This is a genomic window from Frateuria sp. YIM B11624 (assembly GCF_049727805.1).
Classification (GTDB): Bacteria; Pseudomonadota; Gammaproteobacteria; order Xanthomonadales; family Rhodanobacteraceae; genus Frateuria_A.
In genome coordinates this window covers 1-14,993 of record NZ_JBCNYA010000016.1, presented here as the reverse complement: position 1 = coordinate 14,993, position 14,993 = coordinate 1, and the positions used below count along the sequence as shown (strand labels likewise).

17 protein-coding genes are annotated in these 14,993 nt (G+C 69.3%); 9 read left to right on the top strand and 8 right to left on the bottom strand.

Features of this window, described 5'->3' with window-relative positions; genetic code table 11:
• Positions 1-86 precede the first annotated feature (86 nt).
• Both AAIL17_RS09795 and AAIL17_RS09790 read right to left on the bottom strand, forming a co-directional pair.
• Complete coding sequence (locus AAIL17_RS09795; RefSeq protein ID WP_424682649.1) at positions 87-2,111, bottom strand: trypsin-like peptidase domain-containing protein; 2,025 nt, start codon at positions 2,109-2,111, stop codon at positions 87-89.
• A gap of 245 nt (positions 2,112-2,356) precedes the next feature.
• Complete coding sequence (locus AAIL17_RS09790; RefSeq protein ID WP_424682648.1) at positions 2,357-3,256, bottom strand: LysR family transcriptional regulator; 900 nt, start codon at positions 3,254-3,256, stop codon at positions 2,357-2,359.
• A gap of 109 nt (positions 3,257-3,365) precedes the next feature.
• Between AAIL17_RS09790 and AAIL17_RS09785 the strand changes: the two genes are divergently transcribed.
• Positions 3,366-4,271: an aldo/keto reductase family oxidoreductase gene (locus tag AAIL17_RS09785; RefSeq protein ID WP_424682647.1), complete on the top strand. Its 906-nt coding sequence runs from the start codon at positions 3,366-3,368 to the stop codon at positions 4,269-4,271.
• On the opposite strand, the gene AAIL17_RS09780 is transcribed toward AAIL17_RS09785, so the two are convergent.
• Positions 4,259-4,780, bottom strand: a complete 522-nt coding sequence (locus AAIL17_RS09780) for a GNAT family N-acetyltransferase (protein ID WP_424682646.1) — start codon at positions 4,778-4,780, stop codon at positions 4,259-4,261. The two genes, AAIL17_RS09785 and AAIL17_RS09780, sit on opposite strands and share 13 nt — an antisense overlap.
• Before the next feature lie 512 nt (positions 4,781-5,292).
• Between AAIL17_RS09780 and AAIL17_RS09775 the strand changes: the two genes are divergently transcribed.
• The 3 genes from AAIL17_RS09775 to AAIL17_RS09765 all read left to right on the top strand — a co-directional run bounded on the left by AAIL17_RS09775 (position 5,293) and on the right by AAIL17_RS09765 (position 7,462).
• Positions 5,293-5,709, top strand: a complete 417-nt coding sequence (locus tag AAIL17_RS09775; RefSeq protein ID WP_424682645.1) for a hypothetical protein — start codon at positions 5,293-5,295, stop codon at positions 5,707-5,709.
• Between the two features lie 298 nt (positions 5,710-6,007).
• A complete protein-coding gene (locus AAIL17_RS09770) occupies positions 6,008-6,448 on the top strand; it encodes an SRPBCC family protein (protein ID WP_424682644.1) in 441 nt (146 codons plus the stop codon).
• A gap of 135 nt (positions 6,449-6,583) precedes the next feature.
• Positions 6,584-7,462: a LysR family transcriptional regulator gene (locus tag AAIL17_RS09765; protein WP_424682643.1), complete on the top strand. Its 879-nt coding sequence runs from the start codon at positions 6,584-6,586 to the stop codon at positions 7,460-7,462.
• A gap of 37 nt (positions 7,463-7,499) precedes the next feature.
• Here the strand turns inward: AAIL17_RS09765 and AAIL17_RS09760 are convergent, their stop codons facing one another.
• Positions 7,500-8,675 (bottom strand): amidohydrolase family protein, encoded by a 1,176-nt coding sequence (locus AAIL17_RS09760; protein WP_424682642.1) that lies wholly within the window; start codon positions 8,673-8,675, stop codon positions 7,500-7,502.
• 316 nt (positions 8,676-8,991) lie between these two features.
• On the opposite strand from AAIL17_RS09760, the gene AAIL17_RS09755 reads away from it, so the two are divergent.
• A complete protein-coding gene (locus AAIL17_RS09755) occupies positions 8,992-9,828 on the top strand; it encodes a hypothetical protein (protein ID WP_424682641.1) in 837 nt (278 codons plus the stop codon).
• Positions 9,829-9,845: 17 nt separating this feature from the next.
• The gene (locus AAIL17_RS09750; protein ID WP_424682640.1) at positions 9,846-10,313 is read left to right on the top strand and encodes a YybH family protein; all 468 of its coding nucleotides are present in this window, start codon (positions 9,846-9,848) and stop codon (positions 10,311-10,313) included.
• 45 nt (positions 10,314-10,358) lie between these two features.
• Here AAIL17_RS09750 and AAIL17_RS09745 read toward each other — a convergent pair whose 3' ends face one another.
• Positions 10,359-11,018 (bottom strand): thiopurine S-methyltransferase, encoded by a 660-nt coding sequence (locus tag AAIL17_RS09745; protein WP_424682639.1) that lies wholly within the window; start codon positions 11,016-11,018, stop codon positions 10,359-10,361.
• A 179-nt stretch (positions 11,019-11,197) separates the two neighbouring features.
• On the opposite strand from AAIL17_RS09745, the gene AAIL17_RS09740 reads away from it, so the two are divergent.
• Together AAIL17_RS09740 and AAIL17_RS09735 are read left to right on the top strand one after the other, a co-directional pair.
• Positions 11,198-11,581, top strand: a complete 384-nt coding sequence (locus AAIL17_RS09740; RefSeq protein ID WP_424682638.1) for a carboxypeptidase-like regulatory domain-containing protein — start codon at positions 11,198-11,200, stop codon at positions 11,579-11,581.
• Between the two features lie 118 nt (positions 11,582-11,699).
• Positions 11,700-12,806 carry a glycoside hydrolase family 18 protein gene (locus tag AAIL17_RS09735; RefSeq protein WP_424682637.1) on the top strand — a complete coding sequence of 369 codons (1,107 nt, stop codon included), beginning with the start codon at positions 11,700-11,702 and terminating at the stop codon, positions 12,804-12,806.
• 77 nt (positions 12,807-12,883) lie between these two features.
• Here AAIL17_RS09735 and AAIL17_RS09730 read toward each other — a convergent pair whose 3' ends face one another.
• The 3 genes from AAIL17_RS09730 to AAIL17_RS09720 all read right to left on the bottom strand — a co-directional run bounded on the left by AAIL17_RS09730 (position 12,884) and on the right by AAIL17_RS09720 (position 14,359).
• Positions 12,884-13,375 (bottom strand): hypothetical protein, encoded by a 492-nt coding sequence (locus AAIL17_RS09730; RefSeq protein ID WP_424682636.1) that lies wholly within the window; start codon positions 13,373-13,375, stop codon positions 12,884-12,886.
• Positions 13,376-13,479: 104 nt separating this feature from the next.
• Positions 13,480-13,848 (bottom strand): VOC family protein, encoded by a 369-nt coding sequence (locus AAIL17_RS09725; RefSeq protein ID WP_424682635.1) that lies wholly within the window; start codon positions 13,846-13,848, stop codon positions 13,480-13,482.
• Between the two features lie 31 nt (positions 13,849-13,879).
• A complete protein-coding gene (locus AAIL17_RS09720; RefSeq protein ID WP_424682634.1) occupies positions 13,880-14,359 on the bottom strand; it encodes a hypothetical protein in 480 nt (159 codons plus the stop codon).
• Between the two features lie 67 nt (positions 14,360-14,426).
• Between AAIL17_RS09720 and AAIL17_RS09715 the strand changes: the two genes are divergently transcribed.
• On the top strand, positions 14,427-14,987 hold the full coding sequence (locus tag AAIL17_RS09715) for a hypothetical protein (RefSeq protein ID WP_424682633.1): 561 nt from the start codon (positions 14,427-14,429) through the stop codon (positions 14,985-14,987).
• Positions 14,988-14,993: the final 6 nt, after the last annotated feature.

The window sequence follows — 14,993 nt, the reverse complement described above, 5'->3', positions numbered from 1 at the left end:
GATGCCTGCGTGCGGCGCCGATCCGGTCCTGGAGGATCCGGGGCGTGCCGGCACGCGCATGGTGACGCGTACCGGCACGCCCGCGATCAGTGCTCGAGCACCCGCATGTCCTTTTGCAGCAGGCCGAGCTTTTCGTGCATGAAGTCCTGCGGGCGGGTGCTGCCTATCCCGTAGAAGGCGGTGTAAAGCACCGTGGAAGGCGCGCTTTCGGTGTCCTGCGGCGCGACCACCGCGTTGATCATCATCAGGTTGTCTTCGAAGCGCGCCACGCCGTTGTAGGGATACTGCCGCCCGGACAACTTCTGCCAGCGGCTGGTCAGGTCCGTGTCCAGGCCCTGCGGCGGCACGACATAGCGCTGCACGTTGATGTTGTCCTGGTCGTCCTGGGTCGAGTCCTTCCAGATCTGGATATCGCCCACGTCCCACACCGGCTTGTCGTGATCCATGAAGAAGCGGAAGCCGAGGTTGAGCAGGTTTTCCGGTTCCACCGGCTGCACGGCGGAACTATAGGAGAACGCCACCCGCTGCGAACGGTAGGCGAAGCGCTTGCCGTAATCGGCGTCCAGATGGATGTTGTGGAAGGCCGCCGGCAAGGCGGCGGGCGCCTTGAGATAGTCCTTCCACTGCGCCAGCGTTCCCTGGTAGGTGGCGTAGATGAAGTTGGCGAGCTGGTCCATGTCCAGCCGGTTGCCGTTTTCCTGGGCGGCGGGCGCCATGCGCATCATCATCACGCAGCCATCCGGCACGGGCAGGGTGTACGCCACGACCACGCCGTTGAGATACGGGAAGGGCCAGGTGTCGACGAGCCACGGCCGCTCCCAGCGGTCGGTATAGCTGGATTCGGTGGCCGGCTTGCCCAATGAGGTGATCGTGATCTTTTCGCCTGCCACCGCGCGCTGGAACAGGCCGGCGCTGGCGAGCAGGTCCATGCGCGCCTTGGCATTGCTGTAGAACAGCGCCGCGTCCATGTTGTCGGGTCGACTCACGTGCAGCAGCATCGTATGGCCTACCTGGCCCAGATCCACGAAGCCATTGGCGTCCAGCGAAAAACGCTTGGCTGCCCGACCCTCGCGCTGCCATTGGCCATTGTCGTCGCGCACGATCAGGGTGGGGAAGGCGTACAACCGGGTCTGCTCGACCAGCAGCCGCGTGGAACCCTTGCCCGCCGGGAACAGGTTGGGCGCCTCCCTGGCCAGCAGGGCCTTGAGCTGCTCAGCGCCGTTGGCATCGGACCGTGACTGCAGGGTGCGGTAGAACTCATCGAGCCCGAGCGGCAAGGCGAAATCGGTTTTCCAGTGACCGTTCTGCAGGGCGTCGAAAATGTCGAGCTGGTAGACGGTATTCCTGTCGACCACGGCGCGGTTGTCCGGTGCGTCGAGCACTTCGCCGATCGGCAGGCCGTAGTTGAGATTCTCGTTCGGCGACTTGGCCAGCACCACGCCGATCACCTTGCCGTGTTCGTCCAGCAGCGGGCCGCCGCTGTTGCCCGGCGAGGCCGGCGCCGAGAAGCGCATCCACTTCCAGCTGCCGTCCTGCTCCTCGGGCGTGTCGGAGGTGTAAAGCCCGTCGCGGATCACCACCCCGGTGCCCAGCGCGTTGCCCACGGCATACACGATGTGGTTGAGCTCGGGCCTGGCGTTGGTGGCCAGCACGTCGCCGCCGGTCTTGCCCGCCAGCGTGAAGACCACGAAGTCCTTGCCCATGGAGAACTTCACGATCTTGTCGATCGCATACACGTGTCCGGCGGCGTCGCGCAGCTGCGGCGGGCCCCACAGGCTGTCCATGCCGGCGAGGAGCACATGGCCCGCGGTGACGTAGCGGTTGTTGCCGATGGCGAAGGCGGTACCGATCGAGTAGTACTTGTCGTTGCGCTCCTGGAAAGGCAGCAGGTTCAGCGGCAGCGGCTTTTCGTAGGTCAGCGGATCGGAAGTGGGCTTGGCCTGCACTACCTCGAACGTGGCCGCCTGGATGCCCGGCAGCAGCGACGGGTCGAGTGTGGCTGCGTGCCCCGGCACGGCATGGACAGCGCAAATGATCGGCAGGATCAGCATCCATGCCCATGCGGCCGCTTCCCTGCCGATGCGGCCGAGCCTTCCACGCAAGCTTTGCATGTGTTTTCCCCCGATGGTTCGTTGGCGACCTCACCGCCCCCGGTGTCCGCCGCAAGGCATCTTGGCATGCCCGGCCCAGCGCCTGCACGGTCCGTGAGTCGGCAACCCATCGTCATGCGGATCCTCCCATGGCGCGCGGGGCATCGCGGGGTATCGCCGAGGTCCTGGCCGACGCCGTGCTGGCCATCGGCAGTTTCGAGAACGGCCGGGATGACCGGCGCGAGCCGAAGCGCCGCGGCGTTTCCTCAGGACCCGTGCTTCACGAAGTCCACGAACGCCCGCAATGGCGCGGGCAGGTGCTTGCGTCCCGGGTAGTAGAGATAGGGGCCGGTGAAGCGCTGCCACCAGGGTTCGAGCACGGGTTCCAGCACGCCGCTGTCCAGGTACGGCTGCAGCCAGCCTTCGAACAGGTGGACGATGCCCAGGCCTTCGATGGCCGCATGCAGCGCGAGGTCGGCACCCGCACCGAGCCGTACCAGCAAGGGTCCGGTCGGGTCGACGCGCACGATCTCGCCTCCGCGCTCGAACTCCCAGGCGGGAATCACGCCACTGGCGAACTGGCCGCGCAGGCAGGCATGGTCGAGCAGGTCGCGCGGGTGGCGCGGGCGGCCATGGGCCTGCAGGTAGGCTGGCGCCGCGGCGGTGGCCATGCGCTGGAAGCGCGGCCCGATCGGCACGGCGATCATGTCCTTTTCCAGCCGCTCGTCGTAGCGGATGCCGGCGTCGCAGCCGGCGGCCGGCAGGTCGACGAAGCTCTCCTCGACGACGACGTCCAGCCGGATATCGGGATAGGCCTTGAGGAAGGGCGCGACGATCGGCGGCAAGACCAGTCGCGCCACGGTGGCGGGCACGTTGAGCCGCAGCGTGCCGGCGGGACGGTCGCGATAGTGGTTGACCAGGTCCAGCGCCGCTTCCACCTCGCCCAGGGCGGGGAACAGCCGCTCGGCCAGTCGCGCGCCTGCCTCGGTCGGCGCGACGCTGCGCGTGGTGCGGTGGAGCAGGCGCACGCCCAGCCGGGTTTCCAGCCGCCGCACGCTCTCGCTCAGGCGCGAGGCGGACACGCCGCTGGCGCGCGCGCCCTGGCGAAAGCCGCCGGCCCGCACCACCGCCAGGAAAGCGAAGAGATCCCGCAGCTCTGCGTCCATTGTCCGGATATCCGTACGGCCGTGCCGATTGCAACGGATTATCAGCCAGCCGCGTTGTCCGTACAGTGCGCGCCATGGGGCATCCTCCGCCCTTTCCCTGGAGAACGACATGAGCAAGCCGACGAACGCGGGCAGCTACGCCCTGGGCCGTTTCACCGTCGACCGCATGGGTTACGGCGCCATGCAACTGGCCGGTCCGGGCGTGTTCGGCCCGCCGAAGGATCCCGAGGCCGCGCGGGCGGTGTTGCGCGAAGCGGTGGCCAGCGGGGTGAACCACATCGACACCAGCGACTTCTACGGACCGCACGTCACCAACCGGCTTATCCGCGAGGCGCTGCACCCGTATCCGGAGCACCTGGTGATCGTGACCAAGGTCGGCGCAGTGCGCGGCGCGGATGCCTCGTGGAACCCGGCGCAGAGCCCGGCCGAGCTGACCGCCGCGGTGCACGACAACCTGCGCAACCTCGGCGTGGATGCGCTGGACGTGGTGAACCTGCGCGTCATGGGCAGCGTGCACGCGCCCAGCGAGGGTTCGATCGAGCCGCAGTTCACCGCGCTGGCCGAGCTGCAGCAGCGCGGGCTCATCCGCCACCTCGGCCTGAGCAACGTCACCGTCGCGCAGGTGGCGCAGGCACAGGGTATCGCCGAGGTCGCCTGCGTGCAGAACCACTACAACCTCGTGCATCGCGGCGACGATGCGCTGATCGATGCGCTCGGCCGGCAAGGCATCGCCTACGTGCCGTTCTTCCCGCTGGGCGGCTTCACGCCGCTGCAGTCCGACGGCCTGTCGGCCATTGCCCGCCGCATCGGGGCGACGCCGATGCAGGTCGCGCTGGCCTGGCTGCTGGCGCGCGCGCCCAACATCCTGCTCATTCCCGGCACCTCGTCAGTGGCGCACCTGCGCCAGAACCTCGCGGCGGCGTCGGTGCACCTGGATCCGGTGGTGACGGCGGAGTTGGATGCGATCGGCGCCCAGGCGAAGGCCTCATCCGCCAGTGTTCGTCACGGCGGATAACGGAAGAGCACGGACGGCGCGCCGAAGAATTCGACGGTTTCGCCGGCCACGGCGCCCAACGAGCTGGCGACGCGGATCGAGGCCGTGTTCGCGGGACGAATGATGCTGGTGATCGCCGGATGCCGCAGCACCTCGCGCGCATAGCGCAACGCCGCCGCCGCGCCCTCCCGCGCGTAGCCCTTGCCCCAGGCCTCGGGGGCAAGGGTGTAGCCGATCTCGAAGGCGGGGAATCCCTCGGGTTCCTGGCAGCCGATCCGGCCGAGGAAACGCCCGGTGGCGCGCTCTTCCACGGCCCACAAGCCGAAGCCGCGCAGCACCCAGTGCCCGGTGATCATCGCCATCTGGCGCCAGGCATCGGCGCGCGCCAGCGGGCGCCCCTCGCCCAGATGGCGGGTCACTTCCGGATTGGCCATCATGGCCGCGTAGGCTTCGAAATCGTCCGGGGCAAGGCCGCGCAACAGGAGGCGGTCGGTGGTCAGGCGCGGGATGTCGAGCGTCGGTCGGGACATGGGTCTGCTTTCGCCGGGAGAGTGCACAGGCTGCCGTAGCGCGACTGGAGCGACAAGAGCCAATCGCTCCTCCAAATGCCGGCGCAAGAACCGCCCCTCACCCCAGCCCTCTCCCCGGTGGGGAGAGGGAGCCAAGCGCTGTCCTGGAATGTGGAGATTCCCGCACGCGCCAACCCGCTCCCTCTCTCCACCGGGGAGAGGTTGGGGTGAGGGGCCGATTGTCGCGAGCGACGCTTGTCTGGCGCGGGGCTTTTTCCCATTGCGAAAGGGGCGAAGCGCTGTCTGGAACGTGAGACTCCCGCACGCGCCGACTCGCTCCCTCTCCCCTGCGGGGGAGAGGGTTGGGGTGAGGGGCCGATTGTCGCGAGCGGCGTCCGCCTGGCGCGGGGCCGTCCTTTGGGGTTTGCGAAAAGCCCGCCAATGGAACTGTGTAGAGTGCCCTCTTCGAGCCCGTGCATGCTTTCCGCGCCATCGAGGCACGCACCACCGACACAAGCCAGTGGAGTCAAGGAATGAACGCTGCCCGCTCATCGACCGCCATCACCATGCTCAGCGCCTGCGTACTTGCCGCGGGAGGCGTGGCCCTGCTGTTCGCCTCCGACGAGCTGCTTCCCCGGCTGATCCCGGGAACGCCCACCAGCGCCACGGTGCTGGGGCAACTGGTGGCCGCCGGCTGGCTGGCGGTCGCGTGGCTCGACTGGAGCCAGCGCCATCTCGTCATCGGCGGCATCTACGGCCGGCCCATGGTGCTCGCCAACCTGGCGCTGTACATGGTCAGCGCCTTCAGCACGGGACATCCGGCGATGACCGCCGGGGCGCCGCCGGTGCTGCGCCTGCTCACGCTCCTGTTCGGGGCGCTGGCGCTGGTCTACGCGGCGCTGCTGATGCGTGGTCCGTTCGGCGTCGATACGGCCGCGCAGTCGGACTGAGCTGCCGCTCGACGCGACGGTATTCGAACCGGCCAGCGTTCAGCGCGCAGCCTTGCGACGTTGTGAGCGCGTGGCGGCGTCGCACGCCGCGTCCCAGCGCCGCGCGGCGGCGCAGCGTGGTCGCGCATCTGGTCTTCGGGGTCGGCTTGTACCTCGCGGCGGAAGGGTGGACGCTGCGGGTCCGCAGACGAAGCGGGCAGTGGCCTTGTCGAAAACGAGGGCCCGAAAGCGTCGTGCCAGTGTTCCTTCTCACCCGAGCAAGAACCCCGAGCACGTGCCACCTCACGAGGAGTAAGACATGGGTACCGTCAAACTGCACCGCGTCCTTCGCACCACGCCCGAGCGCCTCTACCGCGCGTTCGTCGACCCGGATGCCCTGGCCAAGTGGCTTCCGCCCAACGGTTTCACCGCCAAGGTGCACCACATGGACGCCAGGGTGGGCGGCAGCTTCCGGATGTCCTTCACCAATTTCTCGACCGGCAACGGCCATGCCTTCGGCGGTACCTACCTCGAGCTGCAGCCGGGCGAGCGGCTGCGCTACACCGATACCTTCGACGACCCCAACCTGCCCGGCGAGATGGTCACCACCGTCACGCTGGCGAAAGTGTCCTGCGGCACCGAGCTCACGGTGGTGCAGGAGGGCATCCCTGCGGCGATCCCGACGGAGGCCTGCTACCTGGGTTGGCAGGAATCGCTCGTGCTGCTGGGCAAGCTGGTGGAGGCGGAGATTCCGGACTGACGGCCGTCACCGTGGCGAGCTTCTGGGCCGCATAGGCGGCGTGCCGTCCGACCGCACCACGCCTCGCGAAGGCTTGTCCGCGGCCGGCGCCTCGGTAGAAGCTGTCGCGAACCCGGAGCGAAGGCGGAGACCCGCATGGCCGTTGGTGGAAAGGCGAACCGGTCGCTGTTCGATCTCGACCTGTTGCGTGCGCTGCTGGCGGTGGCCGATTGCGGAAGCTTCACCGCGGCGGCGGCGCGGCTGCATTCGACGCAGTCGACGGTGAGCCAGAAGGTGCGCCGGCTGGAGGAGATGGCCGGCCACCCGTTGCTGGTGCGTGGCAAGCGCGAGGTGCGGCCGACGGACCAGGGCGAGAAGCTGCTGGCCTATGCGCGGCGCATGCTGGCGCTCAACGACGAGATGCTCGACGCGCTGGCCGGCGCCGCTGCGGTGACGCTGCGGCTGGGCGTACCGGAGGATTTCGTCGCCGGACGCACCACGCGCCTGCTCGCAGGCTTCAACCGCAAGCATCCGCAGGTCAAGCTCGAAGTGACCACGGGCCTGAGCCGGGACCTCGCACACGCCTACGACCATGGCGAGCTCGACCTCGTCCTGGTCAAGCAGCGGCGCAACAGCCGCGAAGCGGTCGCCCGCTGGCCCGAGAAGCTGGTCTGGATCGACAGCGCACGGCATCCCGCCATCGACCTCGATCCCTTGCCGCTGGTGACCTTTCCGCCGCGCGGCCTCTATCGGGACGAGATGATCAAGGTGGTCGAGGCACAGGGGCGCGAGTGGCGGATCAGCTTCACCAGTTCGAGCCTCTTCGGCGTGCAGGCGGCCGTGGCCGGCGGGCTCGGCATCAGCCTGCTGCCCGCCCGCGCGGCGACGTCCGAGCATCGGGTGCTGACGCGGCGACAGGGGCTGCCGTCGATCGAATCGATGGACATCGCGATGCTCCATCGCCCGATGGCGGATCCGGTCATCCGGGAACTGGGACGCGAACTGGCCCTGATGCTCGGGCGGCACCGCGGTTGAGCGCCGGGGCCTCTGGCGCGGATAGCGGCCGGGACCGTCAGGCCGACGCCGGTCGTTCGAACTCGCCGCACCGCACGATGAGGCGGCCGGCGGGAGCGCCCGCCACGGCCGCGGCGCCGTTGGGCGCGTCGACGACGACGAAGGTCGCCTCGTTGCCGACCGCCAGCCCGTAGCCGGACTGGCCGATGGCTTCGGCGCCGGCGTGGGTGACCATGTCCAGCGCGACGTGCAGGTGCTCGTCGGTGTAGAAGCCGGAGCGGTAGCCGACCAGCATGGCCCGCTGCAGCATGTCGCCGTTGCCGTAGGGCCACCAGGCGTCGCGGATGTTGTCGCTGCCGGCGAACACGCGGACGCCGGCCTCGCGCAGGCGCAGCACGGGCGGGAAGGGACGATCGCCGGGCGCGTTGGTCATGATGGCGACGCCGGCATCGGCCAGCGCACGCGCCGCCCGGTCGACGGCCTCGGGCGGCACTTCCCCGAGCGAGTAGGCGTGGCTGACGGCCACGCGTCCTGCCATCCCCAGCGCCTTGGCGCGTTGCGCGATGCGCAGCAGTTGGCCGACGCCCTGCACGCCCGGCTCGTGCAGGTGAATGTCGACCTTGCTGCCGTACTGCTCGGCGATGCCGAAGACCACGTCGAGCTGCGCTTCGGCATCGCCGTCGAACGTCGTGGGATCGATGCCGCCGATCACCGTCGCACCCTCGCGCATGGCGGCCTCGAGCACGGCTGCGCTGCCGGGGCAGGAGACCACGCCGGCCTGCGGAAAGGCGACGATCTCGATGTCGACGATGCCGCGCCACCGTTCGCGCGCCTCCAGCACCGCATGCAGATGGGACAGCCCGGTGCTGGCGTCCACGTCGACATGGCAGCGCATGGCGACGGTTCCGAACGCGGCGGCCTGCGCGATCAGGGCGCTGGCGCGTTCCGCCATGGGGCGCGAGCGGGCCAGCAGGCGCTTCTCGATCGCCAGCCGCTCACGCAGGGTCGCCGCCGGCAGGTGCGGTTGCCAGCGGTCGCCGACGAAGCTCTTGTCCAGGTGGATATGGCCGTCGACGAAGCCCGGCAGCACCAGCCGCCCGCCCAGGTCGACCGTTTCCGCGGCCGGCAGTGCCTCGCCGGTGGAGGCGAGGCGGGCGATGCGTCCATCCTGGACGGCCAGGCGCAGTGCGTTGCCATAGCGGTCGACGGCGTTGTCGAAAAGGCGGTCGAACATGGTGTGCTCCGATGGGTCGCGGAGGCTCCGTGGGGAGCACGGCATGCAGCCGTGCGCGGTGGTCTCCGGCAGGCGACGTTCAACCTTATCGAGCCGATGCGCCATTTCCCAATGAAATGATTGGATGGGCTTCAGTGGATTTCCGAATGGGTGGATTCTGGCGACATGCCACGCCCGCCAGCGGTCCCATACGAAGCAGGGCCTGCCCATGCTGCAGCGCAGGGGCCGACAGGCGACGCACCGGCGCTGGCGGGAACGCGACTCCCTCGGCCTTGGTGCTCGCGCATCGCCGCACGCGGTGCGATGCTGCGGCGCGATGAGCTCCCCAGACGACACCGACGCCAGGCTTGCCCGCCTAGCCTGCGATACCGCGCTCGATGCGCCGGACCAGTGGCAGCGGCGCGCCGCGGCGCTCGAATGGATGGAAAGCGCCTGGCTGGAACTGGCAGGAAACGCCACGGCGCAGGCGCTGCGTGCGCGGCTGGAGCATGCCGACGACCTGCTGCACCGGCGCCTTCGCGCCATGGTCCGTGTCGGCCTTGGACCTACGCTCTTCCAGCGCTGGCGAGAGGAGGCGGACACGGCGCTGCGCGGCGAGGGCTACGACGCTCTGGACGAGATGGTCGCCGGCGTGCTGCGGCTGTCCGATCCGGGGAGCGAGCTGCGGCCGCTCGCGCCGGAGATGGTGTTCTACCAGCCGACGCCGGCGCGCCACGTGCTGGACATGCTCGTTCGCACCGCGCTCGGCCCGCGGGACGTGCTGGTGGACCTGGGCTCCGGGCTGGGCCACGTGCCGATGCTGGCGGCGCTGTGCACCGGTGCGCGTGCCTTGGGCGTGGAATGGCAGCCGGCCTATGTCGCCTGCGCCCGGCACGCGGCGCGCGCGCTGGGCCTGGAAGCCGTAAGGTTCGTGGCCGCCGACGCGCGCGACGTCGATCTCTCTGCAGGAACGGTGTTCTTCCTCTACACGCCCTTCGGTGGATCGGTGCTGCGCGCGGTGCTCGATGCGCTGCGCGCCCAGGCCGCCCGGCGGCCGATCCGGGTGTGCACCTTCGGCCCGTGCAGCCGTATCGTTGCCGGCGAGTCCTGGTTGCGCGCGGATGGGCCGCCGGCGCTGGACCGGGTGGTGACGTTCGACGTGGCGGTCCCATGAGAGGGAGGGAGGCACCGATGAAGAATTCACGCTGGGGAAGCGCGCTCGCGCTGCTGCTGTTACTGCTCGCCGGATCGCCGCGTGCGATGGCGGCTTCCGATGAAGCGACGGCGATCCGCCAGGCCATGGCCGCGCAACAGGCCGCCTGGAACCGTGGCGACGTGGATGCGTTCATGCAGACCTACAAGGATGCGCCGGACACGACCTTCGTCGGCCGCACGGTGCGCAAGGGCTACCGGGCGATCCTGGAAAGCTATCGGCGCCATTACGCCACCCGCGCGCAGATGGGCCGGCTGACCTATTCGGACCTGGACGTGCGGTTGCTGCCCGGCGCCGGTGGCGAGGTGCGCTATGCGGTGGTCACCGGACGCTTCCACCTCGATCGCACCGCGCATGGCGAAGTGGCGCAGGACGACGGCATCTATTCGCTGCTGTGGGAGAAGACGGCCGGCGGCTGGAAGATCATCCTCGATCACACCAGCTGAGGATGATGGCCGCATGGAGGCACGCGGTCGTGATGCCCGCGCGCCTCACCCGCGGCGGTCGAGCCGGTAGACGTCGGTCGCCAGCGCGCTCAGGCCGCGAGCGGCCAGCCCCGGCTGTTCGGCGAGGATGTCGCGATGCTCCAGCGTCGCGATGTGCCAGAGCGGGCCGTACAGTCGCTCGACCTCGGCCGGCGGCACCGCGAACGGCGGACCGTCCATGTCGCCGGCCGGATAATCCAGCGTGATCAGCAGGCCGCGGCACGCCGGCGGCAGGCGCGCATAGACCGACTGCACGTACTGCTGGCGCATCGCCGGCGGCAGCGCGATCAACGCGGCGCGATCGTAGATGGCCGTGCAGCCGGCCAGGGTGCCCGCGTCCAGGTCGAACACGTTGCCCTGGATCACCTCGATCTCGCCGGCCACGTAGTGTTCGCCAATGGCCGAGGCATGCCGCTGCGGCTCGAGCCCGTGCTCGGCAAAGAACGCCTGCACCGCCAGCGGCGACAGTTCCACGCCGAGCACGCGCAGGCCCTGCGCGGCCAGCCACAGCATGTCCAGCGTCTTGCCGGCCAGCGGCACCAGCACGCGCGTGCCGCGGGGCACCTCCAGCGCCGGCCAGTGCCTTTCCAGCAGCGGCATCACCTCGGAACGGTGGAAGCCGGTGCGGCCTTCGCGCCAGCAGTCGAGCCAGAAGCTTGCGTCCACGAGGATCGTCCTTTGGGAAAGCGGAAAACGCGCAGGCGAAGGTACCAGCGCGCAGGCCGCATGCAAGCCTGCTTCTGACGAGTCCAACCTCGAGCCCGGCCTGCTATCTCCGGCTCGGCGGTCTCCCGTATCCTGCGCTTGCCGGAATCGACTCCGGCGCTATGCGAACAGGGAGAGAAATGCTGATGAATGATTGGAAGTGTTTCAGCCCCGCCACTCGCGGCCGGATGCTGGCCGCCGTGGCTGCTGCTGGTTTCGCCGCCGTGCTTGGACCGATGCCTGCCCAGGCGCAGGAAACCGGCGGCAGCATTTTTGGCTGGGCGCCGGCCGGCCAGACCGTCACCGTCAAAGGGGTGACATCGGGTACGCGACGGCATGCCAAGGTCAAGGACAGCGGCCAGTATTCCATTGGCCGGCTGCCGCTTGGCATCTACACGGTGACGCTGGAGAAGGACGGCAAGCCGGTCGATACCCGCTCGAACATCAGCCTCAAGGTCGGGCGCGGCGCTGAAGTGGATTTCGCCTGTCCCAATGACCACTGCGAAAAAAGCGAAGAGGGTTGAAACCGATCGCAGGGGCTGTTCGATCGATGGCCCCTGCTGTTCGCGACCGCGATGCCGACTCGTCATCATTTCGACGCGGCATGGCATGCTGGCCCATGGCCACCGAGGAATCCATGCCATGGCTCTGCGCCTGTCCGCGTTTCTTTTGCTCCTGTTCGCATGCGTGCCGGCCGGTGCGGCCGCTGACGCGCAGGCCGGCCACTACCGCGTGGTCGGTTATGCCACCGACTGGAACGCCACCGATGCTCGCACGCTCGATCGCATCGACACGCTGATCTTCGCTTTCGCCCACGTGGAGCAAGGGCGGGTGGTCCTGCCTGACGGTGCGCTTCCGCGGCTCGAACGCGTGCTTGCGCTCAAGCGCGGCAAGCCGTCGCTCCAGGTCACGATCGCGGTCGGTGGCTGGGGCGCGGGCGGGTTCTCCGAAGCCGCGGCGACCGCCGACGGCCGCGAACGCTTTGCGCAGAGCGCGGCGCAACTGGTCGCCTCGCACGGTGCCGACGGGCTGGACGTGGACTGGGAATACCCCGGCCACCACGAATCGGGCATCGCCTCCAGCCCGGCCGACCGTGGCAACTTCACGCTGCTGCTGAAGGCGCTGCGCCAGGCGCTGGACCGCGAGTCGGGCAAGGACGGCCGCCACTACGCGATCAGCATCGCGGTAGCGGACGGGCCGTTCGTGGATGGCATCGACATCGCCGCGGTCGCACCGGTGGTGGACTGGTTCAACCTGATGACCTACGACTTCGTCAACCGCATGACGCCCACCACCGGCCACCACACCGGGCTGTACCGCTCGCCGCTGGCGCCAGCCGATGCGCGCAGCGGGGATGCCGCGGTTCGCCAGTTCATCGCCGCCGGCGTGCCACCGGGAAAGCTGCTGCTCGGCGCGGCGTTCTACGGGCGCGAGTTCGACGACGTGCAGGCCGCGCACGACGGGGTCTACCAGGCCTACGGCCATTACCAGGGCGAGCACCCGTGGCCGCAACTGAAGCGTGACTACATCGGCCGCAAGGGCTTCGTGCGCCACTGGGATGCCAAGGCCATGGCGCCCTGGCTGTGGAACCCGCGCACGCGTGCTTTCATCAGTTACGACGATCCGCAGTCGATCGCGGCGAAGGCCGCATACGTCAAGGCGCAGCGACTGGGCGGGATCATGTACTGGGAGCAGACGCAGGACCCGCAAGGGGAGCTGGTGGACGCGATCTGGCAAGGCCTGCGCTGAAGGTCGCGCTTGCGCAATGGTCGTGCCTTTCGGTCGAGGTGGTGCGCATGGCCGGGCGCAGTGCGGCCGCGTCGTTCCTAGTCGTGCGATCCGTCGGTGTCGGGTCTGATGGATGCGTCGGGAGGGGGATCGGCCGCGTCGTCATCCATCCGGTAGTCGCTCCCGCCGGGCTCGACCATCCCCGAGCGCAAGCGGTCGCCGAGCGCAGCCACTTCCGCCACGGATGCCCGCGTGAGCTGCGCCAGTCCCAGGCCCGCCGCGATGCCACCGGCGATCAGCAGGGCCGGATGTTCGCGCGCCAGGCGTTGTGCATCGCGCAGGATTTGTTCGGCGCCCTGGCTGCGCAATCCGCCGGAAAGGCGGCGCAGGCCGTCCGCCATGTCCGTCACGTGGGAGGACAGGTGCGCCGCCTCGCTCTCGTGCATCTGGGCGGCCATCGCTTCGATGCTGTCGGCGAACAGGCCGATCCCGTCGGCGGCCAGGCGACAGTAGTGCAGCAGCGGGTCGCCGTCGGTGGCATCGGCGGCCGTGCCCGCGGTGGAAAGGCGGCTGTGTTGCGCTGGGTCCATTCCGGCTTCGATATCGGCGAACGCGACGAAGCGTCAGGATCGCCGGTTCGCGATGACAGGCCCGTCTAGAGGCAACACCCGTTCGGCCGGCGCCGCGAGAGACGTCAACCTGCGTGCGCTTCCAGGCGGTAGCCGTCCGGATCGGTCACGAACGCGGCGTAGTAGTCCGGGCCGTAGTCGGGCCGCGGCCCCGGCGCGCCGTGGTCGCGGCCGCCGTGCGCGAGGGCGGCCGCGTGGAAGGTGTCGACGCCGGCGGAATCGCGTGCCTTGAAGCATACGTGCAGGCCCGAGCGCGGGTCGGAGGCGACCGGCTGGTCGGTGGCCAGCAGCCAGAGCACGGCGGTGTCGCTGCCATAGCCCAGCGAGGCCGGGTCCTCGCTCAGGCAGCGATAGCCGAGCGGGGCGAGCGCGGCGTCGTAGAAGCGGCGGCTGGCGGCAAGGTCGCGCACGCCAAGGGAAAGGTGATCGATCATCTGCGGACTCCTTGGGCTGGAAAGCATCGGATCAGCTGCGCTGCACGGCGAACTCGGCGACGGTTTCCCACGCGCCGTCGGCTGCGCGCCGTTCGCCGAGCCAGCGGAAGCGGTCGGCGGCCATGTCGAGGAAACTCCAGCGGGTCGGTGAACCGGTCGCGTCGGTGCCTTCCTGCACAATGCGATCGCCCACGCGGCGGCCGGTCTGGCGGTTGTAGTACTGGCGCAACGGGTCGCTCCACAGGATGTGCCAGGCGTCGATGCCGGGGTCGTACACGCGCAGCGTGCTGCCGACGAAGACGCCCGGTAGCGTCCACACGTCCTGGATGGCGCGGCCTTCCAGCACCCAGGCGGCGTGGATCCGGCCGCCGACGACGGCAGTGGTCTTGCCTTCGGCGACCACCCGGGCATCGAACGTCCAGTCGCCGACCAGCCAGCCGTAGGTGTCCATCGCGGCCGCGCGGTCGGCGGCCGGGCCGGGCGCGAGCAGTGCGTCGGTGAAACGGTTCATGGTCTTTCCTCGTTGCGGAGCGGCCAAGGTACCTCGGGCGTCGCGCGGTGGCGTGGGAAAAATTGCTATGTTCCGGCGCATGGCGATCACCTCGACACCGCTTGCTTCGGGCCCCGGCTGGAGGGTGTTCGACGTGTGCTGCACGGCAGGGCCTGCCGACCCAGTGTTCGAGGAGCAGCACGGTTCGTACTGCCTGGCCGCGGTGCTGGCCGGCACGTTCCAGTACCGCGCGCCGAACGGTCGCGCGCTGCTTGCGCCCGGTGCGGTGCTGCTGGGCAACCAGGGCCAGTGCTTCGAATGCGGCCACGCGCACGGCCGTGGCGACCGCTGCCTGTCGGTGCATTTCGACGCTGCCTGCTGGGAGGGCGTGGTGGCCGCGGTGCCGGGCGCGCGCCATGCAGACTTCGCGCAGCCGCGCCTGCCACCGTTGCCCGAACTGCTGCCGTTCGCCAGCGGCCTCGCCGTAGCGACGGAAGCGGCGGCACTGGAAGAACTCGCCTTCGGTTTTGCCGGCGCGGCGCTCGAAACGCTGGCGGATCATCCGTCGACCGGGCGTGTCGGCGCTCGCGACGAGCGGCGTATCGCCGGCTCGCTGCGGCGCATCGAGCAGGGTCTTGCGTTGCTGTAGCTGCGT